18 protein-coding genes, 1 rRNA gene and 1 riboswitch are annotated in these 21,620 nt (G+C 71.6%); of the genes, 8 read left to right on the top strand and 11 right to left on the bottom strand.

What is annotated here, in order from left to right:
- Positions 1-50: 50 nt before the first annotated feature.
- Positions 51-251 (bottom strand): hypothetical protein, encoded by a 201-nt coding sequence (locus BLU95_RS08400; protein ID WP_093859437.1) that lies wholly within the window; start codon positions 249-251, stop codon positions 51-53.
- Positions 252-411: 160 nt separating this feature from the next.
- Positions 412-1,674, bottom strand: a complete 1,263-nt coding sequence (locus BLU95_RS44995) for a transglycosylase family protein (RefSeq protein WP_159424825.1) — start codon at positions 1,672-1,674, stop codon at positions 412-414.
- Positions 1,661-1,828: riboswitch (cyclic di-AMP (ydaO/yuaA leader) on the bottom strand. (Overlaps the previous gene by 14 nt.)
- Before the next feature lie 265 nt (positions 1,829-2,093).
- Here BLU95_RS44995 and BLU95_RS08390 point away from each other — a divergent pair.
- Positions 2,094-4,328 (top strand): hypothetical protein, encoded by a 2,235-nt coding sequence (locus BLU95_RS08390; RefSeq protein ID WP_159424824.1) that lies wholly within the window; start codon positions 2,094-2,096, stop codon positions 4,326-4,328.
- A gap of 89 nt (positions 4,329-4,417) precedes the next feature.
- Here BLU95_RS08390 and BLU95_RS08385 read toward each other — a convergent pair whose 3' ends face one another.
- A complete protein-coding gene (locus BLU95_RS08385) occupies positions 4,418-5,368 on the bottom strand; it encodes a hypothetical protein (RefSeq protein ID WP_231978411.1) in 951 nt (316 codons plus the stop codon).
- 514 nt (positions 5,369-5,882) lie between these two features.
- Here BLU95_RS08385 and BLU95_RS08380 point away from each other — a divergent pair.
- Positions 5,883-6,137, top strand: a complete 255-nt coding sequence (locus BLU95_RS08380; RefSeq protein ID WP_030392214.1) for a DUF397 domain-containing protein — start codon at positions 5,883-5,885, stop codon at positions 6,135-6,137.
- A gap of 443 nt (positions 6,138-6,580) precedes the next feature.
- On the opposite strand, the gene BLU95_RS08375 is transcribed toward BLU95_RS08380, so the two are convergent.
- On the bottom strand, positions 6,581-7,102 hold the full coding sequence (locus BLU95_RS08375; protein ID WP_231978410.1) for an ATP-binding protein: 522 nt from the start codon (positions 7,100-7,102) through the stop codon (positions 6,581-6,583).
- 414 nt (positions 7,103-7,516) lie between these two features.
- Here BLU95_RS08375 and BLU95_RS08370 point away from each other — a divergent pair, with 414 nt between their 5' ends.
- The gene (locus BLU95_RS08370) at positions 7,517-8,383 is read left to right on the top strand and encodes a Sco1979 family transcriptional regulator (protein ID WP_030392216.1); all 867 of its coding nucleotides are present in this window, start codon (positions 7,517-7,519) and stop codon (positions 8,381-8,383) included.
- Positions 8,384-8,458: 75 nt separating this feature from the next.
- Here BLU95_RS08370 and BLU95_RS08365 read toward each other — a convergent pair whose 3' ends face one another.
- Together BLU95_RS08365 and BLU95_RS08360 are read right to left on the bottom strand one after the other, a co-directional pair.
- A complete protein-coding gene (locus tag BLU95_RS08365) occupies positions 8,459-9,064 on the bottom strand; it encodes a TetR/AcrR family transcriptional regulator (protein WP_231978408.1) in 606 nt (201 codons plus the stop codon).
- A gap of 237 nt (positions 9,065-9,301) precedes the next feature.
- Positions 9,302-10,825, bottom strand: coding sequence for an MFS transporter (locus BLU95_RS08360; protein ID WP_197698732.1), 1,524 nt, complete (start codon positions 10,823-10,825; stop codon positions 9,302-9,304).
- A gap of 87 nt (positions 10,826-10,912) precedes the next feature.
- Between BLU95_RS08360 and BLU95_RS08355 the strand changes: the two genes are divergently transcribed.
- A complete protein-coding gene (locus BLU95_RS08355; protein WP_093859431.1) occupies positions 10,913-11,317 on the top strand; it encodes a MarR family winged helix-turn-helix transcriptional regulator in 405 nt (134 codons plus the stop codon).
- A gap of 85 nt (positions 11,318-11,402) precedes the next feature.
- Here BLU95_RS08355 and BLU95_RS08350 read toward each other — a convergent pair whose 3' ends face one another.
- From BLU95_RS08350 to BLU95_RS08330, 5 genes are all read right to left on the bottom strand, one after another.
- A complete protein-coding gene (locus BLU95_RS08350) occupies positions 11,403-12,365 on the bottom strand; it encodes a M56 family metallopeptidase (RefSeq protein ID WP_093859430.1) in 963 nt (320 codons plus the stop codon).
- 210 nt (positions 12,366-12,575) lie between these two features.
- Complete coding sequence (locus BLU95_RS08345; RefSeq protein ID WP_093859429.1) at positions 12,576-13,145, bottom strand: DUF5134 domain-containing protein; 570 nt, start codon at positions 13,143-13,145, stop codon at positions 12,576-12,578.
- 177 nt (positions 13,146-13,322) lie between these two features.
- Positions 13,323-14,105 carry an amino acid ABC transporter ATP-binding protein gene (locus BLU95_RS08340; protein ID WP_286158620.1) on the bottom strand — a complete coding sequence of 261 codons (783 nt, stop codon included), beginning with the start codon at positions 14,103-14,105 and terminating at the stop codon, positions 13,323-13,325.
- On the bottom strand, positions 14,102-15,028 hold the full coding sequence (locus BLU95_RS08335; RefSeq protein WP_093859428.1) for an amino acid ABC transporter permease: 927 nt from the start codon (positions 15,026-15,028) through the stop codon (positions 14,102-14,104). Before BLU95_RS08335 ends, BLU95_RS08340 begins: the two co-directional genes overlap by 4 nt.
- Positions 15,029-15,039: 11 nt before the next feature.
- Positions 15,040-15,927, bottom strand: coding sequence for an ABC transporter substrate-binding protein (locus tag BLU95_RS08330; protein WP_093859427.1), 888 nt, complete (start codon positions 15,925-15,927; stop codon positions 15,040-15,042).
- Positions 15,928-16,188: 261 nt separating this feature from the next.
- Here BLU95_RS08330 and BLU95_RS08325 point away from each other — a divergent pair, with 261 nt between their 5' ends.
- The 4 genes from BLU95_RS08325 (at position 16,189) to BLU95_RS08310 (ending at position 21,378) form a co-directional block, all read left to right on the top strand.
- The gene (locus BLU95_RS08325; RefSeq protein ID WP_093859426.1) at positions 16,189-17,589 is read left to right on the top strand and encodes a DUF6421 family protein; all 1,401 of its coding nucleotides are present in this window, start codon (positions 16,189-16,191) and stop codon (positions 17,587-17,589) included.
- Positions 17,586-18,344, top strand: coding sequence for an SDR family oxidoreductase (locus BLU95_RS08320; protein ID WP_093859425.1), 759 nt, complete (start codon positions 17,586-17,588; stop codon positions 18,342-18,344). Before BLU95_RS08325 ends, BLU95_RS08320 begins: the two co-directional genes overlap by 4 nt.
- Positions 18,341-19,429, top strand: a complete 1,089-nt coding sequence (locus BLU95_RS08315) for a threonine aldolase family protein (protein ID WP_093859424.1) — start codon at positions 18,341-18,343, stop codon at positions 19,427-19,429. The genes BLU95_RS08320 and BLU95_RS08315 overlap by 4 nt, the downstream gene beginning before the upstream one ends.
- A 425-nt stretch (positions 19,430-19,854) precedes the next feature.
- A 16S ribosomal RNA gene (locus tag BLU95_RS08310) occupies positions 19,855-21,378 on the top strand.
- The last annotated feature ends 242 nt before the right edge of the window (positions 21,379-21,620 follow it).

Raw genomic sequence — 21,620 nt, 5'->3', positions numbered from 1 at the left:
CACCACGAGGGGCCCGGGAGCAACAGCTCCCGGGCCCCTCGGCGTTCCGCTCAGCCCTCCTGGACGGTGGGCCGGTCCTGGCTCACCCGGTGCCCGTCGGCGGCGTCGCCGGTACGGGCCCCGGTGCGCCGGCCCCGCTCCAGGAAGTCACGGAGGATCAGTTCGACGGCGTCCTGCGGGCTCTTGGTGCCGGACAGCATCATCGCGTCGATGGCGAGATTGGCGTCGAGCGTGACGGTGACCTGGGCCATGGTGACTCCTCCTCGGGTGCAGAGCAGCAGCATGCCCGCCGGGGCGCGTCCCTGACCATGGCTGTCCGGGAACCGTGACCGCGCCGGTGCCGTGCGCGGGCACGCCCCGGCCCCGGGGAGAGGAGCGACGACTCCCCCGGGGCCGGGGCGCACTGCCGGATCAGACCCGGCCGGCGAAGTCCGGCGCCCAGTTGGCGACGGTCTGGACCCGCACGCCCGAGCTCGGGTTGGCGGCCTCGACGTACTTGCCGTCGCCGATGTAGAGGGCGACGTGGTAGACACCGGAGTCCTGGCCGTTGTTGGACCAGAACAGCAGGTCGCCCGCCTTGAGCGAGTCCAGCGAGACGTGCGTGGACGCGGCGGCCTGGTCGGCGGCGACGCGCGGGACGGAGACGCCCGCGGCGCGCAGCGCGGCCTGGGTCAGGCCGGAGCAGTCCCAGCCGCCGTTGCCGGTGCCGCCGTAGACGTAGGCCTGGCCGACCTTCGACTGGGCGAAGGAGACGGCGGCGGCCATGCTGCCGGTGGCGGCCGGGGCGGGGGCCGGGGTCTCGGCCTTCGCGGCCGGCTGGGCGGCGGGCTTGGCAGCGGTCCCGGAGCCGTTCTGCGCGTCCTTGGCGCGGTTGAACCAGTCGAAGCCCTGGCCGGACCGGTCGGCGGCCGGGGCCTTCGCCTCGGCGCGGTCGCCGAGGGTCAGGTGCTGGCCCGGGTAGATGCTGTGCGGGCCCTCGGACAGGGTGGCGCGGTTGAGCTCGTACAGCCGCTCCCAGCCGCCCTGGACGTTGTTCTTGTCGGCGATGGAGGACAGCCAGTCGCCGGCGACCACGGTGTAGTCCGCGGAGGCCTCCTGGCCCGCCTGGCGGTGCCACTCCTGCCAGTCCTGGGCGCCGGTGCGCTGCTGGGCGGCGTCGTCGGCGGCCGGGGCCGGGTTCGCGGGCTTGGCGGCCGGCTTCTCGGCGGGCTTGGCGGCCGGGGCCGGGGTCTTGGCGGCCGGTGCGGCGGTGGCCGAGGTGTCCACGGCGGCGGGGGTGCCGCCCTTGGTCAGACCGGCCTGGACCGAGCAGACCGGCCAGGCGCCGGGGCCCTGCACGGCGAGCACCTTCTCGGCGATCGCGATCTGCTGGTCCTTGGTGGCGAGGTCGGCGCGGGCGGCGAAGGAGGTACCGCCGAACTCGGCCCAGGTGGAGTTGGTGAACTGGAGGCCGCCGTAGAAGCCGTTGCCGGTGTTGATGCTCCAGTTGCCGGTGCTCTCGCACTGGGCGACCTTGTCCCAGGTGGCGACGGAGGCGGCCGAGGCCGTGCCGGCGGTGAGGCAGGGGACGGTGAGGCCGATGCCCGCGACGCCGAGGGCGGCGATCGCGCGACGGGTGCGGCCGGACAGACGGGTGCCGTTGGTGGGCAGCATGAAGACGTGGTCCTCTCCCACGCCTGCGAGGTGAGCTGTCGGATTCGGGCCGGAGTAGCCCGGCCGCGCTGTGGACGCGGCTTCACCCCTAGCCCGGGTCCGGTCCGTGGACCGGTCCTGGGCGAACTACCTGTGGTTCCCCCGCTCCTGCCGTGATGCATTGCGCTGCCAGCACGCCCGACGGCAGGACTCGGCGTCGCGGACGGGCTGGGTCCGTGTGGCCACGAACGGGGAGCACGTTAAGCAGAGGCGGCTTCAAACCGCAAACATGTGTGATGACCGTCACAGTTTGCGAAAGCCGTGCTGAACCGCTGTCCTTCATGATCAGAAATGACCGATTTCCGGCAACGCCCGTCATGGCCAACACAACTGCCTATGCTTCAGAGCGTCGGCACCATGCCGACGCCGACGCAGCCGCCCGGGGGGAGGGCTACGCACCGATGGGCATCGACGAGGAGCCGGACGCCGCCCGTCCGGCCGCCAGGTCACGTGGAGCGCACCGCAGGGCAAAACATCGCAGAGCGGACATCCCGCCCGAACCACCCCGAACTCCCGTAAGTCGCCGCGCTTTACTGCGCTGGCTGGCCGTCGGCACCGCCTTCGCGGCGATCAGCGGCGAGGAGGTCCTGCGCCGCTCCCTGACCGGCGAGACCCGGTTGGTGACCCCGGCCGCCGTCGTCGGCACCGACCCGCCCGGGGCGGCCGCCCCGATGGGCCAGGACGGCGGCCACGGCGCCGCCTCGCCGGGCGCCGGCGCCGCCCCGGGCACCGGGCCCCCCGAGCAGCCCGCCCCCGCGCCCACCGTCGACCAGGGCGGCCGCCGCTGGTCCGACCGGGCCGGCTGGGGCGGTGGTCCGCCCGGACCGCGCAGTGCCGTCCGGATCACCGACAAGGTCCTGCTCGACACCGACGCCGAGGTCGGCTCCCTGCTGGTCGAGCCGGGCGGCAGCCTCACCTTCGCCGCCGACCGCACCCTCACCCTCGCCGCCGCGGGCAACGTCGAGATCCGCGGCACGCTCGCCCTCGCCCCCGACGGCGACCGGGTCCACACCCTCCGCTTCCCCGCCGTCGACGAGAAGCGCTTCCAGGGTGACGGTATGAAAGTGGTGGACACCGACGTCGGCCTCTGGGTCACCGGCGCCGGCTACCTGCGGCTCGACGGCGCCGCCAAGACCGCCTGGGTCCGCGCCGAGCGCGAGCTCAGGGCCGGCGACACCGTCGTCAACCTGGCCGCTCCGCCCGCGGGCTGGCTCCCCGGCGACGAACTGGCCGTCACCCCGACCGGTCCGCCGGACCAGGACGGCTTCGCCGCCGCCTACGACCTGGTCACCGTCCGGTCCGTCAGCGGAACCACCGTCACCCTCACCACCCCGCTCAAGTACCCGCACCCCAGGGTGGCCGCCGGAGGGGGCGTCACCGTCGGCGCCGAACTGCTCAACCTCACCCGCAGCGTCCGGGTCGAGGGCAGCGCCGGGGGCCGCGCCCACGTCCACCTCACCAGCACCCGCCGGGCCGACGTCCGGCACACCGCGCTGCGCTGGGTCGGGCCGCGCGCCGACACCAAGGAGACCTGGCGGGGCCCCAACGGCACCGCGCCCGTCACCGCGCCGGTGCTCGGCCGGTACGGGCTGCACTTCCACCGGCTCGGCGACGCCTCCCGGGGCACCGTGGTCGAGGGCGTGGTCGTCCGCGACGCGGGCAGCCACGCGTTCGTGCCGCACGCCAGCCACGGCATCACCTTCCGCGGCTGCGTCAGCCACGAGACCTGGGAGGACGCCTACTGGTGGGACGGCCCGCTGGACACCCGCACTCCCCAGCAGCCCTCCGACGACATCGTCTACGAGTCCTGCGTCGCCTCCCGCACCCTGCTCGAACCCAACCCCCGGGCGTACCGGCTGACCGGCTTCAACCTCGGCGCGGGCACCGGGGGCAAGGCCGTGGACTGCGTCGCCGTCGGCGTGCAGGGCGCCACCGGCGCCTCCGGCTTCGAGTGGCCGGAGAACAGCGAGGGCGTCTGGACCTTCCAGCGCTGCCTGGCCCACAACAACCTGCAGGACGGCATCTTCGTCTGGCTCAACGCGCAGCGGCACCACGTGGTCACCGAGTTCGCCGCCTACCACAACGGCGGCTGGGGCATCGAGCACGGCGCCTACCTCAACGACTTCGACTACACCGCGAGCGTGCTGTACGGCAACGCGGGCGGGGGAGTGGCGCTGCACGCGCTCGGCCGGGACCGGGGCAGCACCTTCGACGGGCTGCTGATCGACGCCGCCGGGCGCAGCGACTTCGCGGTCTCCACCGCCCGGCACGAACTCGCCGGGGAGTCGGTCACCTTCAGCCGCAGCCGGTTCACCGGCTACCGCAGGGCCGGGATCGCCTTCCGGGCCGGGGCCGACGGAAAACCGGACGACGTGCTGGTGCTGGACTGCGAGTTCGGCGGCAACGAGCTCTGGCTGGACCCGGAGGCCGGGGCGCCCAAGAACATCCTGCTGCGCCGGGCCGGAACGACCGAGGTGCTCCAGGTCCGCCGGGCGGGCGAGGAGGGCACCGACCGGCCGCAGTGGAACGCGGTCGCCGCGTCGGTTCCGACCCTGGCCGGTCAGTCCCGGCCGGTGCAGGTGCCGGAAATCCGGCTGAAGGACGCGGCCGCGCCCACCACCCGGGTGGGGCGGTGACGGTTCCGCGCCGCCGCCGGGTGCCGTCGGCGGGGACGCGGCGGGCCCGGAACGGAGGTGCCGTTCCGGGCCCGCCCACGCGGTGTCCGCTACTGGGCGGCGTGCCGTCCGGCGCCGCGGGGGCCGGTCTCGTCGGCGTCCTCGGCCTCGTCGGCCCCGAGCTCGGGGGCGACGGCCGGCAGCGCGGCCAGGTAGGTGGAGGCGACCAGCTGGCCCACCGCCTGGTAGGCGCCCAGCGGCGCGGCCGACGGGCAGCCGGACTCCTCGGCGGCCGCGGCGAGCAGCTCGGCGTCCGCCTCGGGGCCGATCACCAGCGGGGCCAGGGCCGGGTTCTGGGCACCCATCTCCTTGAGGTGGGCGACGGCCTCGGCGACCGAGCCGGGGATGTCCAGCGCGGCGGCGACGACCGGGACGGCGAGCCGGGCGGCCAGCAGCATGCCGGTGATGCCGGCCGCGTCGGCCGCGGGCTGTCCACCGACGGTGGTGAGCACCACGCCGTCGGCGGCGGTCGCGATGGCGAACAGGCGGGCGCGGTCGGCCCGGGCCAGGCCGGCCTCGGAGAGGCGGACGTGGACCGCCTCGGCGAGCAGCGGGTGCGGGCCCAGGGTGTCGGTGACCTGGGCGCCGTACTCGGCGGCGAGGGCGTGCAGTTCGGGGAGGAAGTCGTGCGGCCCGGGCACCAGCGGCACCACGACGGGCGTCGGAAGGCCGGCCTCGGCCGCCTCGGTCAGGAGTTCGGCGACGGTGCGCTCGGCCGTGGTCCCGCCGGTCTGCCGGCCGTCGGCGTGCTGGCCCTCGGTCCCGTCGGCCGGCAGGTACCCGGCGGCGGTCAGCACGCCGTTCTGCTCGCTGCGGACGATCGACAGCAGCTCCTCGACCACGGACCTGGATTCCGGTCCGGCGGCCGCGGGCACGGCGAGCAGCAGGGCCGGGGAACCGGCCGGGATCTCGGGGCGCTCGGGACGGCGGTGGCGCCCCCGCGCACGGGAGCCTGGAGTGCGGACGGGCAGTGGCGCGCCCGGGATGGCTGCGGTGCTCATGGCGGAGATCGTAGGACATCGGCCCGCCCGGCCCGCATTCGGCTGCCGTACCGGGTGGGACCACCGCTACGAAAACCGGACATAACCGGCCCCCGGGCGGCAGTTGTCCCGGTACCCGCGCAGATGCGGCGGAACGGGGCTTTCGTTGCCGGAGTGGCGCGTGAGATGTCTCACAGCATACGACCGGCCTGACGGAGCGTCACTGAAGTGCGACTCCTGGCGTCGGAAGATCAACATTCAGCGGGGGGTCGCCTACGGGCGGTTAGCGGGAACTTGTCGATTCGGTCGACTATGTCCGCTTATATACCGCCGGGGGGGCTCTTTGTGAAGAGTTCCGGTTCGGTGTCAAAAAGGCCGTGCACCTGCAATGTCCCGTGCTGATGCACGTGCACTGGAGCTATCATCGCGTCAAGTGAGGCGTTGTGCCGGGCCGGTACGGGGCCGGCCCGGTCGTACGGCCGGGGCCGGGGCGCCGAGCTGGACGACCCACTCCGGAGCTCTTCGGGAGATTTCTATGCACGACTCGCACGACACGTACGACACGTACAACGGGATGGCCGCTGCGGACCTCGAAGGCGTGGTCTGGCAGAAGAGCCTGCACAGCAACTCTCAGGGGAACTGCGTCGAATTCGCCGCCCTTCCGGGGGGCGAGGTGGCGATGCGCAACTCGCGCTTCCCGGACGGTCCGGCGCTGATCTACACCCGGGCCGAGATCGCCGCACTGCTGCTGGGGGCCAAGGACGGGGAGTTCGACCACCTGGCGGTCTGACCGGTCGCCGGCTTCACCATCGGGGGGCCGTCGTGGGTGCTGACACCACGACGGCCTTTGTCTTTTCCGGCCTTCTTGCCGGTTCGTCCGCCTCGTCCCGCTCGTCGGGTCCCGAGGATCCCGGGCGGAGGGGTGCCCGCCTTCGCGGTCGGGCCCGTGTTCGCCGGCCGTGCGCCCGGCCGCCGTGCGTTCGGCGGTTCCGTGTCCGGCGGTCCTGCGTTCGGCGCTTCCGTGTTCCTGTGTTCGCCGTCCGGCTCGGTCGCTCTGCCGAGCCGCCGCACGCGGACCGGAGTGACGCGCACCGGAGGGCCGCCACCGCCGGGAGGCTGCCGGTGCCCGCTGCCCGAGGGCCGCCGATCGCCGTTGCCGGGGTGGAGTGGTCGCCGGAGGAAGTGGCCGGCCGCGGTGCGGTGTTCCCGGCGCGGCTGTTCGCGGACGCGGAGTCAGGCCGAGCGCCGGTGCCGTCCGCCGAACTCGGCCAGGGGGGCCGCTCGCAGGTTCTCCTCGGCCTCGAACAGCGCCCAGACGACCTTGCCGCCGCCCAGCGGGTGCCAGCCCCAGGAGCGGCTGAAGGAGTCCACCAGGTGCAGTCCGCGGCCGGACTCGGCCACGAAGTCCGCCTCCCGGGCCACCGGGCCCAGGCTGCTGGGGTCGCTCACCGCGCAGACCACCTGCGGCGCGCGGTGCACCAGGCTTATTCGGATCGGCAGCCTGCCCTCGGGCGTCGGCTGCGTGGGAGAGTCGTGGTCGTCCGTCGTGGTCGGGCACGCGCCGATCGCGTGCCGCAACGCGTTGGTCACCAGCTCCGAGGCCACCAGCGCGACGTCGTCGAAGAGCTCGCCCAGGCCCCAGCGCTGCAGGGCGGTCCTGGCGAAGTCGCGCGCGGTTCTGACGGCTTCGTAGCGGGGAGCGAGCGTACACGTGACCACATGGGGGTCGACTGCCAAAGCCGTTCCGGTGCTCATGAAGAGCTCCTCCCATAAGGGGGCGGACACGGCTGGACCCGCCGGGGTCATGCCGGTCACCTCCGACTCGCTCGGCCGCGCGGCCGCCCCTCGACCAGGCGCGCGCGCACGAGGGCCCGGAGGCGCGGGGGCGCTACCGGGCCGGTGCACGGAATCGCGCGTGGGGTCGACGCGGAGCCCGCGGGATTGCCAGGGATGTGCAGGTGCACGTGCACCATCGTGCTCTGCGCTCACTACAGATGCAAGAGCCGATTCACGTGCAGTCGTTCAAATGGCATATGCAAGCGCCGGATGCACGTGCATCCTGGTGTGCGGAGTGCAGAACTGATAGGAACATCCGTCAGTATCGGCACCGTGAGCGCTCAACTGATGGCAGACTGTGCGCTGTTTGCCCTAGGTGGAGGTTAGGACCGCATGACCACAGTTCAGCCGGGCGGCGGCTCGATGGTCCGCCGGATCCTCCTCGGCTCCCAGCTGCGCCGGCTCCGCGAGACGCGCGGCATCACCCGCGAGGACGCGGGCTACGCGATCCGGGCTTCCGAGTCCAAGATCAGCCGCATGGAACTCGGCCGGGTCAGCTTCAAGGAACGTGACGTCGCCGACCTGCTCAGCCTCTACGGCGTGGACGACGGCCTCGAGCGCGAGGCGCTCCTCGGCCTGGTCCGTGAGGCCAACAAGTCGGGCTGGTGGCACAGCTTCAACGACGTCCTGCCGGGTTGGTTCCAGACCTATGTCGGCCTCGAGGAGGCCGCTGCACTGATCCGCACCTACGAAGTCCAGTTCGTCCCCGGCCTGCTGCAGTCCGAGGAGTACGCACGGGCGGTTTTCGGCCAGAGTCGGCCGGTGATCAGCGAGGAGGAGGTCGAGCGCCGGGTCAGCCTGCGCATGCGTCGTCAGAAGCTGCTCACCGAGGGCGGCAGCCCGCGGCTCTGGGCGGTCATCGACGAGGCCGCGCTGCGCCGTCCGGTCGGCGGCCCCAAGGTGATGCGCGGCCAGGTCCAGTACCTGATCGACGCCGCCGAGCAGGCCAACGTGGTCATCCAGGTCATGCCGTTCCGCTTCGGTGCGCACGCCGGTGAGTCCGGTGCGTTCACCATCCTGCGCTTCCCCGAGCAGGACCTCGCGGACGTGGTGTACCTGGAGCAGCTGACCAGCGCGTTGTACCTGGACAAGCGCGACGACGTCGACGCCTACATCCAGGTCATGGAGCGGCTCTGCGTGGACAGCCTCACGCCCGAGCGCACCATCGACCTGCTGGCCTCGATCCTGAAGGAGCGCTGAGTCCGGACGGGACCGCCGCCCGCGGGGCGCCGGAACCGGACCCGGACGGGCACAGCGGCCGCCGGCCGCCGCGGTTCAGCCGCGGGCCGGCGGCCGTTCCCGTTCCGGCGGGAGCGGCTGCGGCGGGCGGCCCAGGTGCCAGGGCAGGTCGTAGCGCCGGAACAGGTCGGCGCGGATCGGGGCGAGCGGGACCTCCGCTCCGGGCAGCAGCACGCCTATGCAGCCGCCCATCAGCGCGCTGCGCAGGACCGCGTGCTCGGCCGGCGGGTCGGGTGCGCCCCAGTCGCGCAGCAGTCCCTGGAGGATCGCCCCGAGCCGCTGCTGCTCCGGGTCCTGGACGAAGGCGCCGGTGTCCGGGTCCAGGATCAGGGCGAGGTGCGAGCGCATCACCCGCGGGTGGTCCATGGCCAGGCTCAGCACCGCGTCGATGGCCCGGGCCAGCCGGTCCTCGGGGCCGGCGTCCGGCGCCAGCTCGTCCAGGGCGGTGGAGAGCGCCTGGTGCATCATCCGGTGGGTGGCCGACTGCATCAGCAGTCGTTTGCCGTCGAAGTAGTAGGAGAGCAGTCCGCGTGCGAGCCCGGCCCGCTCGGCGATGTCGGTCAGCGTGGTGCCGGCGTATCCGCGCTGGTCGACCAGCTCGACGGTGGCCCGCATGATGCGGCGCCGGGAGCGCTGGCGCATCTCCTCATTGACCGAATCCCCGCGAGGTGCCATCGTGTCTGCTCCGTACGTTCGTTGGCTGGCGGCCAATATACTGGCCGGGCCGGCGACCGAACCCCGGCGGCCGGCATTCGGCCGGGCGGTCCGGGGTCGGCCCGTACGGAGGCGCCGGCCCTACCAACACGGGGGTTTGGTAGAGCCGGCGCCCAGCCCGACGGCGAAGGGTGGATCCGGACGACGCGGAACCTCTGCCGCCGCTCAGCTCTTGCTGAGGATCTCGTCGCGGCGCCCGGCCAGATCCTTCTGGCCTACTGACGGATAATCATAGTCCGGTATCGACAGGGTGATTGCCTTCTTCCGCCGGTCGAGCACGGCACCCGCCACGGCGATCACCAGGCCGACCAGCGCGACCCCGGTGACGAACAGCAGGGCCGGCCGGTAACCGTCCAGCTGCGCCTCGGCGCCGGTGCCGCCGTTGCTGCCGGCGGTGATGATCGCGGTGGCGCCCGCCAGGACCACCGCGGTGCCCACCTGGATCGCGGTGTTCACCAGGCCCGAGGCGAGACCCTGCTCCTCGTCCGCCACCCCGTCGGTGGCGGCGATGTTCACCGAGGGGAACGCGAGCGCGAAGCCGATGCCGAGCAGGACGATCGAGGGCAGCACCAGTACCGGGTACGAGCTGTGCGCGTCCAGCCGCAGGAACAGGGCGAACGCGCCGACCAGGGCCAGCAGGCCGATCGGCAGCAGCCGGCCGGTGCCGAAGCGGTCCACCACCGGGCCCATGAACGGCGCCGAGAGCGCGATCATCGCGCCGGCCGGGAGCAGTCCGAGCGCCATCGTCAGGGCCGACCAGCCGAGCAGGTCCTGCAGGTAGAGGGTGACGACGAACTGGAAGCCGCCGTACGCGCCGGTCATCGCGAAGGCGATCACATTGGCCCGGGCGACCGAGCCGTTGCGGAAGATGCCGAGCCGCACCAGCGGGTGCGCGGTCCGGCTCTCGACCACCAGGAACGCTGCCGCCAGCAGTGCCACGACGGCCAGCGAGCCCAGGGTGCGCAGGCTCAGCCAGCCCGCACCCTGCGCCTCGGTGACGGTGAACACCAGCAGCAGCACCGCGGTGGTGCCGGTGATCGCGCCGAGCACGTCGTAGCGGCCGGTGACCTTCTCCTCGGTCGGGCGGGGGAGCAGCCGGACGGCGAAGACCAGGGCCAGCAGCGCGATCGGGACGGGCATCAGGAAGGTCCAGCGCCAGCCGACGGCCGTCAGCAGGCCGCTGAGCACCAGGCCGAGCGAGAAGCCGCTGGCGCCGCAGGTGGTGTAGATCGACAGCGCCCGGTTGCGGGCCGGGCCCTCGGGGAAGGTCGTGGTGATGATCGACAGGCCGGCCGGCGCGGTGAACGCGGCCGCGACGCCCTTGAGGAAGCGGGCGGCGATCAGCAGGCCGCCGTCGTCGACCAGGCCGCCGAGCAGGGAGGCGGCGGCGAAGACGCCGAGCGCGGTCAGGAAGACCCGGCGGCGGCCGAGCAGGTCGGCGGTGCGGCCGCCGAGCAGCAGCAGGCCGCCGTAGCCGAGTACGTAGCCGGAGACCACCCACTGGAGGGTGGAGGTGGACAGGTGCAGTTCGGAGCCGATCGACGGCAGGGCGATGCCGACCATCGAGATGTCCAGGGCGTCCAGGAAGAGCGCGGCGCAGAGCACGATCAGGGTGCCCCAGAGCCGGGGGGTCCAGTGGGCCCCGGCATGTGACGGATCGTCGGTGGTCGTGGCGGTCGCTGTGGTCATGGCGCAGAACACTACATGCACATGCATCCAATGCAAGTGAATAAGATGTTAACGCATAAGTTGTTGACGCTGTGATACTGTGGCGGCGTGGCTGAACTCGACTCCCCGGAGGAGGCAGGGCTGGTCGCCCAGTGGCGCGACCTGCTCGCCCGGCATGCCCGGACCGCCTGTCTGCTCGACCGCGAGCTGGGCGAGAAGCACGGCCTGGGCATGAGCGAGTTCGAGGTGCTGGAACGCCTCGTCGAAGGCTGCGAGAACGGCGACAAGAGCCTGCGCGTGCAGGAGCTCGCCCCCACCGTGCACCTCAGCCAGAGCGCCCTCTCCCGGCTGATCGGCCGGCTAGAGAAGGCCGGGCTGGTCACCCGGGCGATGTGCGCCGCCGACCGCCGCGGCATCCAGGTCGCGCTCACGGAGGAGGGCCGCCGGCGCTACGCCGAGGCCCGCGAGCTGCACCGCGAGGTGCTGTCGCTCACCCTGGCCGACGAGCCGTAGGCCCTGGCGGCGCCGTTCGGGCGGAATCCGAGCCGGCGTCAAGTGCGCTGCACTGCGGGGGTGGTGGTCGACGCTCCCGGGTGTCTCAGCGCAGCGCGAGCAGCCCGGGGGCGACGGCCAGCAGGACCACCGCGGCGGGCACCGCCAGGGCGGCGAGGGTCAGCCGCAGCCGGTGCGGCACGGAGAGCCTCGGCCGCCCCGCCAGCAGCCGGTCCACCCGCTTCGGGGACTGCGCCTGTCCGGGCGGGCAGGCGCCGAACACCCCGCGCCCCAGATTGATCCCCGCCAGTGCCAGTGCCGTGGTGTGGCGCCCGTGCCGGCGCGCCGCCCGGTCGTCCGCCGCCAACTCCACCAGCTCGCCCACCTGGTCCCGGAAGGCGCGGAACACCCCGACCCCGGGGAATCCGGAGGCGAGTGCCTGCGCGCCCTGGGCCAGCCAGTGGTGCCGGGCCCGCACATGGCCGCGCTCGTGGCTGAGAACCGCCTCCAGCTCGCGGGCGGTGAGCCGGTGGAGGGCGCCGGTGGTGACCACCAGCCGGGAGTCCTGCCCGGGCAGCGACCACGCCTCCGGGCGGACGTTCTCCAGCACCACCAGCCGCTCCCGGCGCGGCCGCGCGCCCAGGCCCGAGGCCGGCTCGATCGACTCCGGCAACGGCGGTGAGAGCTCGGCCAGTTGGGCATGCCGGCGGTCCCGCAGCGCCTTCGCGGTCCGGATCTCCCGGGTCAGCGCGACCACCGTCTGCAGCCCGCCCGCCGCCAGCACCGCCGCGCACAGCCGGCCCCAGCCCTCGGCGTTGTGCAGCCCGTACGCCGCCTCGACGCCGGTCGGCGCGCAGGCGAAGAGCACCGTGCGCAGATCGGGGAGGGCGGCCATCGCGGCGAGCACCAGGCCCAGCGCGCAGCACAGCAGCACCGCCACCACCAGGCACTGCCAGGCCAGCAGCGCCAGGACCGGTTCCCGCTCCACCCAGCGCGCCCGGACCAGCAGCCGGGGGGCGAGGGTGGCGAGCAGCAGTCCGAGCAGCAGCAGGCCGAGCAGGGCCGTCATGGCATGGGCTCCCCGGGGACGCACGGAGCGCGACAGTGCGCTTCCGGTCAACCTATGCGCTGCCGGGGCCGGGTGGAACGGCTTTCGGTCACCCAGTGACCAACGCCACGACACCCGGCGGACGGGGCCGGGTCACGGGGGGCGTGCCGGTGCCGCCGACGCGTTGCGGGGTGGTGACCCGGGGCGGGCTGCGGTGCTGCCGGGCGGCCGTCACATGGTCAGGAGCATGGCGAACATGCCGATGCCCATGGAGAGTCGGCAGGCCCGGGGCAGTCCGGCCGAGGCCACCGCCGCCGTGCTGCCGGAGCCGCTCAGCAGCCGGCTGCCGGACCACAGGGCGTACCCACCGAAGTAGGCGAGCAGGGCGCCGGTCAGCGCGGGCGGGCCGGACGCCGGATGGTGCCCGGTGTGCCCGGGGGCGGCGGTCATCACCAGCGCCATGTAGGTCATCGCCAGGGCCCCGACCGCGTGGTGCAGCCGGTGCGCCCGCCGGTCGGGCCGGCGGGCGGCCGCCAGCACCAGTAGCACCGTCGGCGGACCGTACACCCAGGCCCACACCTCGCCCGGAACGGCCGTGCCGGCGATCGCCATGGCGGCCATGCCGAAGCCCATCAGCCCCTCGGCGAGGTCGGCCTCGTGGGCGTGCAGTCGGCCGGGGCCGGTGACGGCCGGGGGCGCCGCGGGCGTGCACGGGGTCCGGCGGAGCCGGGAGAGGCAGTACCCGCCGGAGGCCGCGGTGAGGACGGCCAGCAGCCAGCTGACCAGGTGTGGACCGTGCAACGGCGGCCTCCAGGGCGGCGCGGACGGGCGTAGCGTCCACGATCACCGCTCGCCGCCGTGCGCAGCAGGGCGCGCGCAGGGCGCACGGTTGTGCTCCCCGTGGTGCGACCGGGCGTCGGGCGCCGCCCGGGCCGGGCGGACGCGCGGCGGTCCACGCCCGGGCCGGGCGGGCCCGCGTCAGCCGGCGAGCCGGCCCGAGGCGATCACCCGGCTCAGGAAGCGCCGGGTCCGCTCCTCCGTGGGTGCTCCGAACACCTGCTCCGGCGGCCCCTGTTCGAGCACCACCCCACCGTCGAGGAAGCAGACCCGGTCGGCGACCTCGCGGGCGAAGCCCATCTCGTGCGTGGCGAGCAGCATCGTCATGCCCCGCTCCTTGAGGTCCCGCACCACCGACAGCACCTCGCCGACCAGCTCCGGATCGAGTGCCGCGGTGATCTCGTCGAGCAGCAGCAGACGCGGCCCGGTGGCCAGCGCCCGGACGATCGCCACCCGCTGCTGCTGTCCGCCCGAGAGCCGGTCCGGGTAGGCGCGGGCCCGGTCCGCGAGGCCGAGCCGCTCCAGCAGCTCCACGGCCCGCTGCTCCGCCTCGGCGCGCGGAACCCCGTGCACCCGCTGCGGGGCGAGCGTCACGTTCTCCAGCACGGTCAGGTGCGGGAAGAGGTTGTAGGACTGGAACACCACGCCGATCCGCCGCCGGACGGCGTCCTCGTCCACGCGCGGGTCGGTGATCTCGGCGCCGTCCAGGAAGACCGCGCCGTCGTCGATCCGCTCCAGCAGGTTGACGCACCGCAGCAGCGTCGACTTGCCGGAGCCGGAGGCGCCGATCAGGGCCGTCACCGAGTGCTCGGGCACACTCAGGTGGACGTCCGCGAGCACGACCCGGCCGTCGCCGAAGGTCTTGCGCACCGCCTCCAGCCGCAGGACCGGCTCGCTGCCGGCCGTCCCTCCCGTCACGGTCACGACAGGCCCCCTTCGTAGCGCCGGCGGTCGGCCCTGGCGGTCAGCCAGCCGGTGAACCGGGTCAGTGGGACGGTCAGTGCCACGAAGACGAGTGCCGCCACCAGGTACGGGGTGGAGTTGAACGACCGGCCGTTGATGATCTTCGCCGCGTAGACCGCGTCGATCACCCCGCCGATCGACACCAGCCCGGTGTCCTTCTGCAGGCTGACCAGGTTGTTGAGCAGCGGCGGCACCACCCGGCGCACCGCCTGGGGCAGCACCACGAAACGCATCGCCTGCGCGTGCGAGAGCCCCAGTGAACGGGCCGCGGCCAGCTGGCTCGGGTGCACCGACTCGATCCCGGCCCGGAAGACCTCGGAGACGTAGGCCGCGTAGGTCAGCACCAGGGCGGCGCCGCCGAGCCACAGCGGGTCGGTGGTGACCCCGGTCAGCCGCAGTGCCGGGACGCCGGTGATCATCACCAGCAGGCAGATGATCATCGGCAGGCCGAGGAAGAAGTCCACGTAGATCGTGGCCAGCAGCCGCACCGGCAGGAAGACCGGCCCGCGCAGCGTCCGCAGCACCGCGAGCAGCAGGCCGAGGACGAGGATCAGCACCCCGCAGACGGCCATCAGCTCCAGATTGATCCGCAGCCCCTTGAGCACTTCGGGCAGCGCCTGCCGGGCGTACTCGGCGCTGAAGAACGAGCGCCGTACCGCGGGCCAGCCCGGCGAGCCGACCACCAGGGCGACCACAACGACCGCCGTCAGCAGGGTCGAGGCGGCGGCGATCAGCGCCGAACGGCGGGCCTGGCGGCGACGGAACGCCTCCCGGGCCAGCCGCCGTGCCGAGGGCCGGTAGCCCGCCGGGGCGGCGGCCTTCGTGGGCGGGCGGTCCGTCCGCCCCGGGCTCGCAGCTTCCGGGCTCACGTCTTCCGCGTTCATGCCTTCCGCGCTCACCGCAGCACGGGAGCGGACACGGCGTCCGACAGCCACTCCTGCTCCAGCCGCGCGAGCGTGCCGTCGGCCCGCAGCGCGTCCACCGCCGCCGAGACGCAGCCGGTCAGCCGGGAGCCCTTGTCCAGCACCAGGCCGAACTGCTCACCCCCACCGCTCCCGGTGCCGCCGCCCGTCAGCTGACCGACCACCACGGCCTCGGTCACCTCGGCCCCGGTGATGTAGAAGGCCGTCGGCAGGTCCACCACCAGCGCCTCGACCTGACCGTTCCTCAGCGCGGCCTTCGCCAGGTCGTTGGAGTCGAAGACGGCGGGCGGCGTGGACGGCCGCAGGGTGCCGGTGATCGCCTCCAGGCTGGTCGTCCCGACCTGGGCTCCCAGCTTGACCCCCTTCAGATCGGCGAGGCTCCTGGCCGAGGCGGCCCCGGAGCTCTTCAGCGCGATCACCGCCTGCCGCACGTCGTAGTAGCCGGAGGAGAAGTCCACCGCCTGCCGGCGCTCGGCGCTGATCGACACCTGGTTGATGTCGAAGTCGAAGTCCTTGGGACCGGGCGCGGTCGCCCGGCCGAACGGTGCGACCACCCAGGACACCTTCTCCTTCGGGTACCCCAGCTTCGCCGCGACCGCGTACGCCACCGCCGACTCGAAGCCCTTGCCGTTCTCCGGCCGGTCCTCCGAGAACCACGGCTCGTACGCGGGCTTGTCGGTGCCGACGGCGAGCGTTCCCGCCGTCCGGGTCGGCAGGGCGCCGGGCGAGCAGTCGGCGGCTCCGCCCGGGGCCGAGGGGCCGGCGCCGGAGGCCGGATCCTGGGCGGCGCAGCCGGTGACCGCGGCCAGCAGGGCACCCGCGAGCAGAGCGGCTGCGGCGGACGTGCGGGGGAGGGGCATGGCGGTGCTCCTGGACACGAAGAGGCGGACCGGTCGGGTGATGACCTCCCCCGGTGGCGGGCCCGGGACACGCGCGGCATGGTCGCCTTGGGAGGCTTCGTCCCACGTCGTCCGGAAGATCCCGTCGCCTGTTCACGCGCCCGTCACGCGTGCTCCACCGCAGGTCACGAAAGATCCGTCGTCGAACCCGCCCTTGAACAGAAGAACCTTTCGTACATATGGTGGTCTCGTTGAAAACCCTCCTGTTGAAGTGAGTCCCCGATGCAGAATCTTTCGCCAAGGGTCGCTGTGGCGGCCGACGCCCCGGCCCAGAGCCTCGCCGCGCACCCGGCCTGGCTGCGACTGAAGGACGCCGTCGAGACCCTGCGCCCCCTGCAGTCCAAGGACGGCTCCATCGACCTGGCCGCCGTGCAGCGCCACACCGTCGACCCCCTGGTCGCGACCGTGCGCACCGCCGTCGCCGAGCTGGCCCCGCTCTTCCCGCACGACGCCGCCTACCTGGCCGCCGTCGACACGGACCTGGCCAAGTGGGCCGACACCGGCTACCGGGAGCCCGACTTCCTGGACTCGCTGCTCGCCTTCCAGCCCGCGACCCAGCGCGAGGACGGCCTGCAGCACCTGGTCGTCTTCCCGATGTACACCCAGAACGGCAACCCGGACCGCAACCTCGAGGCCGTCCTGCTGAACGTCGTGTGGCCCGACTGGCTGGCCGAGCTGGAGCGGACCCGCTTCGACAACCCGATGTTCGTGCCGATCACCTTCACCGACTTCACGGCCGGCTACGACACCAACTCCGCCGTCCTCTTCCCCGAGACCGTGGCCGTGCGCAAGGCGCCGGAACGATTCACCTGGGGCGGCATCTTCTGCGACCGCGAGGCCGCCCGCTTCCGCGTGGTCTCCACCAACGCCGTCGAGCTGCTCGGCCTGGAGATCCCGGCCGACGCCGAGAGCCTGCTCCAGGACCAGGAGCGCTCGCAGCAGACCTTCGTGCTCTGGGACCTCATCCACGACCGGACCCACAGCCACGGCGACCTGCCGTTCGACCCCTTCATGATCAAGCAGCGCAGCCCGTTCTGGATGTACGGCCTGGAGGAGCTCCGCTGCGACCTCACCACCTTCAAGGAGGCGGTGAAGCTGGAGACCGAGGGCAACGTGCACGCCCGCGACGTCCAGTACGCGATCCTCTTCGACCGTCTCTTCCGCTTCCCGGTCAGCGGCGACCGCGTCCGCAACTACGACGGCATGGGTGGCCAGCTGCTCTTCGCCTACCTGCACAAGCACGACGCGCTGCGCTGGCGCGACAACCGCCTCAGCATCGACTGGGAGCGGGCCCCGCAGGTCACCAACGACCTCTGCGCCGAGATCGAGACCCTCTACCGCGACGGCATCGACCGCCCGAAGCCGGCCCACTGGATCGCCGCCTACGAGCTGGTCTCCCGCTACCTCACCCCGCACCCGGCCTCGACCTGGGCGAAGGGCACCGAGGCACTGCCGTTCGGCACCACCGACGGCAAGGCGCTCAACAAGGCGCTGTGCGACGCTGTGCTCCCCGACGAGTTCCCGCTGAGCATGTTCTACGAGGCCCTCTCGAAGAAGCTCGGCGGCGTCATCGCCTCGACCGCCGGTATCACCGGCGCCGGCCTGCAGGGAGTCGCCGCGTGACCACCGCACCCAAGGGACCGCTGACCGGCAAGGTCATCGCCGTCGCCGGAGCCAGCGGCCCGGCCGGCCAGGCCGTGCTGCGCCGCCTCGCCTCCGACGGCGCCACCGTCATCGGCGCCGACATCGACGCCCAGCGCCTGGAGTCCGCGCTCGACTCCGTGCGCATCGCCGTCCGCGGCGCGCGCGTCAGCGGCCAGGTCATCGACCTCCTCGACCCGCAGGAGGTCCACGACTGGGCCGACCACCTGGAGGCCGAGCACGGCCACGTCGACGGCGTGTTCCACCTCGTCGGCGGCTGGCGCGGCAGCAAGACCTTCTTCGACAGCCGGATCGACGACTGGGACTTCCTGCACGACACCGTCGTGCGCACCCTCCAGCACACCTCGCTGGCGTTCCAGCCCGCCCTGGTCCGCAGCGAGTCCGGGCGCTACGCGATGATCTCCGCCGCCGCCGCGCACAAGCCCACCGCGGGCGGCGCCGCCTACGCCGCCGCCAAGGCCGCCACCGAGGCCTGGACGCTCGCCATGGCGGACTCCTTCCGCAAGGAGACCACCGCCGAGGACGGCAAGCCCACCGCCGCGGCTGCGATCCTGGTGATCAAGGCGTTGGTCAGTCCCGAGATGCGGGCCGAGAAGCCGGAGGCGAAGTTCGCCGGCTTCACCGACACCGCCGACCTCGCCGCACACCTGGCGGGCCTCTGGGACCGCCCCGCAGAAGAACTGAACGGACAGCACCTGTGGCTGACAGCCCAATGACCGACCTTTCCGAGCTCTCCGGGCACACGGACGCGCAGCGGCGGCACGACACCGCCGTCCGCGGCTTCGCCAGCGACAACTACGCCGGCGTGCACCCCGAGATCCTCGCCGCCATAGCCCTCGCCAACGGTGGCCACCAGGTCGCCTACGGTGAGGACGACTACACCACCCACCTGCAGGACGTCTTCCGCCGCCACTTCGGCGAGCAGGCCGAGGCGTACCCCGTCTTCAACGGGACCGGCGCCAACGTCGTCGCGCTGCAGGCCCTGCTGCCGCGCTGGGGCGCGGTGGTCGCCGCCGAGAGCGCCCACATCAACGTGGACGAGGGCGGCGCGCCGGAGAAGATGGGCGGCATCAAGCTGCTCACCGTCCCCACTCCCGACGGCAAGCTCACCCCCGAGCTCATCGACCAGCAGGCCTGGGGCTTCGGCGACGAGCACCGCGCGCAGCCGCTCGCGGTGTCGATCACCCAGAGCACCGAGCTCGGCACCCTCTACACGGTGGAGGAGATCCGGGCGATCGTCGACCACGCGCACCAGCTCGGCATGCTGGTCCACGTGGACGGCTCGCGCCTGTCCAACGCCGCCGCCTCGCTCGGCGTCCCGCTGCGCGCCTTCACCACGGACGTGGGCGTCGACGTGCTGTCCTTCGGCGGTACGAAGAACGGCCTGCTGCTGGGCGAGTGCGTGGTCGTGCTCAACCCCGAGAAGGTCCGGAACATCAAGTTCCTGCGCAAGACCTCGATGCAGCTCGCGTCGAAGATGCGTTTCGTCTCGGTCCAGTTCGAGGCGCTTCTCTCGGGCGACCTCTACCTCCGCAACGCCGGCCACGCCAACGCCATGGCAAGCCGACTGGAGGCCGCGGTCCGCGGGATCGAGGGAGTGACCGTGGTCCGCCCGGTCGAGGCGAACGCGGTGTTCGCGATCCTCCCCCGCGAGGTGAGCGAGCGGCTCCAGAAGCGTTACCGCTTCTACTTCTGGAACGAGCACACCGGCGAGGTCCGCTGGATGTGTTCGTTCGACACCACGGAGGCCGACATCGACGCCTTCGCGGCGGCCATCGCCGAGGAGATGGGCCGCGCCTGACGCGCGTCCGACCGCCGATCGTCCCGTCCCGCAGCAGCGGGGCGGGACGATTTGCTTCTGACGGTCCCGTCCCCGTACAGTTCCGGAGTCGCCGCGAGAGAGCGGGGACAAGCGGAAAGCGAAGTCGGTTGAATGAAACTCCGGAAAACGGAGCGGAAAACATCTGATAAGCTTGAAACACGAAAGAACGAAGCGCCCGGAGGGCCGGTGTGAAAGCCGCCCGAAGGAAGTGTCCGTTCCTTGAGAACTCAACAGCGTGCCAAAAGTCAACGCCAGATATGTTGACATCCCCGGCCTCAGGGTTTCCTGGGGTTGGAGATTCCTTTTGAAGTAAAACACTAGCGAGGACGCAGTGCGCGGGGCCGCCCTATTCCGGTGGTTGCCGTGCCGCTCGACGCGAGTGCTGACCCGATTACGGGTAATCATTCACGGAGAGTTTGATCCTGGCTCAGGACGAACGCTGGCGGCGTGCTTAACACATGCAAGTCGAACGGTGAAGCCCTTCGGGGTGGATCAGTGGCGAACGGGTGAGTAACACGTGGGCAATCTGCCCTGCACTCTGGGACAAGCCCTGGAAACGGGGTCTAATACCGGATATGACCCGGGACCGCATGGTCCTGGGTGTAAAGCTCCGGCGGTGCAGGATGAGCCCGCGGCCTATCAGCTTGTTGGTGGGGTAATGGCCTACCAAGGCGACGACGGGTAGCCGGCCTGAGAGGGCGACCGGCCACACTGGGACTGAGACACGGCCCAGACTCCTACGGGAGGCAGCAGTGGGGAATATTGCACAATGGGCGAAAGCCTGATGCAGCGACGCCGCGTGAGGGACGACGGCCTTCGGGTTGTAAACCTCTTTCAGCAGGGAAGAAGCGCAAGTGACGGTACCTGCAGAAGAAGCACCGGCTAACTACGTGCCAGCAGCCGCGGTAATACGTAGGGTGCGAGCGTTGTCCGGAATTATTGGGCGTAAAGAGCTCGTAGGCGGCCTGTCGCGTCGGATGTGAAAGCCCGGGGCTCAACCCCGGGTCTGCATTCGATACGGGCAGGCTGGAGTGTGGTAGGGGAGATCGGAATTCCTGGTGTAGCGGTGAAATGCGCAGATATCAGGAGGAACACCGGTGGCGAAGGCGGATCTCTGGGCCATTACTGACGCTGAGGAGCGAAAGCGTGGGGAGCGAACAGGATTAGATACCCTGGTAGTCCACGCCGTAAACGTTGGGAACTAGGTGTTGGCGACATTCCACGTCGTCGGTGCCGCAGCTAACGCATTAAGTTCCCCGCCTGGGGAGTACGGCCGCAAGGCTAAAACTCAAAGGAATTGACGGGGGCCCGCACAAGCAGCGGAGCATGTGGCTTAATTCGACGCAACGCGAAGAACCTTACCAAGGCTTGACATATGCCGGAAACGTCCAGAGATGGGCGCCCCCTTGTGGTCGGTATACAGGTGGTGCATGGTTGTCGTCAGCTCGTGTCGTGAGATGTTGGGTTAAGTCCCGCAACGAGCGCAACCCTTGTTCTGTGTTGCCAGCATGCCTTTCGGGGTGATGGGGACTCACAGGAGACTGCCGGGGTCAACTCGGAGGAAGGTGGGGACGACGTCAAATCATCATGCCCCTTATGTCTTGGGCTGCACACGTGCTACAATGGTCGGTACAAAGGGCTGCGATGCCGCGAGGCGGAGCGAATCCCCAAAAGCCGGCCTCAGTTCGGATTGGGGTCTGCAACTCGACCCCATGAAGTTGGAGTTGCTAGTAATCGCAGATCAGCATGCTGCGGTGAATACGTTCCCGGGCCTTGTACACACCGCCCGTCACGTCACGAAAGTCGGTAACACCCGAAGCCGGTGGCCTAACCCGTAAGGGGAGGAGCCGTCGAAGGTGGGACCAGCGATTGGGACGAAGTCGTAACAAGGTAGCCGTACCGGAAGGTGCGGCTGGATCACCTCCTTTCTAAGGAGCAATGTGCCGCTTGCAGGCGAATGTTCTGCACGGTCGCTCATGGGTGGAACGTTGACTATTCGGCACACTGGGCAAGGGTCCTGTTAGTACTGCTTCGGCGTGGAAAACAGAGTTCTGGCTGGTGTGTCGGGCACGTTGTTGGGTCCTGAGGGAACGGCCGTGAGGCTGTTGCTTCAGTGATGCCGGTCCCATGCGAGGCAGCCTGCGGGTTGTTGAGTGTGGGTGTCTGGTCG

The organism is Streptomyces sp. TLI_053, from assembly GCF_900105395.1.
Classification (GTDB): domain Bacteria; phylum Actinomycetota; class Actinomycetes; order Streptomycetales; family Streptomycetaceae; genus Kitasatospora.
The sequence above is the reverse complement of the archived record's forward strand: the minus strand, read 5'-3'. Positions and strand labels throughout refer to the sequence as shown.

Coding starts and splice junctions, on each gene's coding strand:
- BLU95_RS08400 (WP_093859437.1), bottom strand. CDS start 251: ATGGCCCAGGTCACCGTCACGCTCGACGCCAATCTCGCCATCGACGCG.
- BLU95_RS08390 (WP_159424824.1), top strand. CDS start 2,094: ATGGGCATCGACGAGGAGCCGGACGCCGCCCGTCCGGCCGCCAGGTCA.
- BLU95_RS08385 (WP_231978411.1), bottom strand. CDS start 5,368: ATGAGCACCGCAGCCATCCCGGGCGCGCCACTGCCCGTCCGCACTCCA.
- BLU95_RS08380 (WP_030392214.1), top strand. CDS start 5,883: ATGCACGACTCGCACGACACGTACGACACGTACAACGGGATGGCCGCT.
- BLU95_RS08375 (WP_231978410.1), bottom strand. CDS start 7,102: ATGAGCACCGGAACGGCTTTGGCAGTCGACCCCCATGTGGTCACGTGT.
- BLU95_RS08370 (WP_030392216.1), top strand. CDS start 7,517: ATGACCACAGTTCAGCCGGGCGGCGGCTCGATGGTCCGCCGGATCCTC.
- BLU95_RS08365 (WP_231978408.1), bottom strand. CDS start 9,064: ATGCGCCAGCGCTCCCGGCGCCGCATCATGCGGGCCACCGTCGAGCTG.
- BLU95_RS08360 (WP_197698732.1), bottom strand. CDS start 10,825: ATGACCACAGCGACCGCCACGACCACCGACGATCCGTCACATGCCGGG.
- BLU95_RS08350 (WP_093859430.1), bottom strand. CDS start 12,365: ATGACGGCCCTGCTCGGCCTGCTGCTGCTCGGACTGCTGCTCGCCACC.
- BLU95_RS08335 (WP_093859428.1), bottom strand. CDS start 15,028: ATGAACGCGGAAGACGTGAGCCCGGAAGCTGCGAGCCCGGGGCGGACG.
- BLU95_RS08330 (WP_093859427.1), bottom strand. CDS start 15,927: ATGCCCCTCCCCCGCACGTCCGCCGCAGCCGCTCTGCTCGCGGGTGCC.
- BLU95_RS08325 (WP_093859426.1), top strand. CDS start 16,189: ATGCAGAATCTTTCGCCAAGGGTCGCTGTGGCGGCCGACGCCCCGGCC.
- BLU95_RS08315 (WP_093859424.1), top strand. CDS start 18,341: ATGACCGACCTTTCCGAGCTCTCCGGGCACACGGACGCGCAGCGGCGG.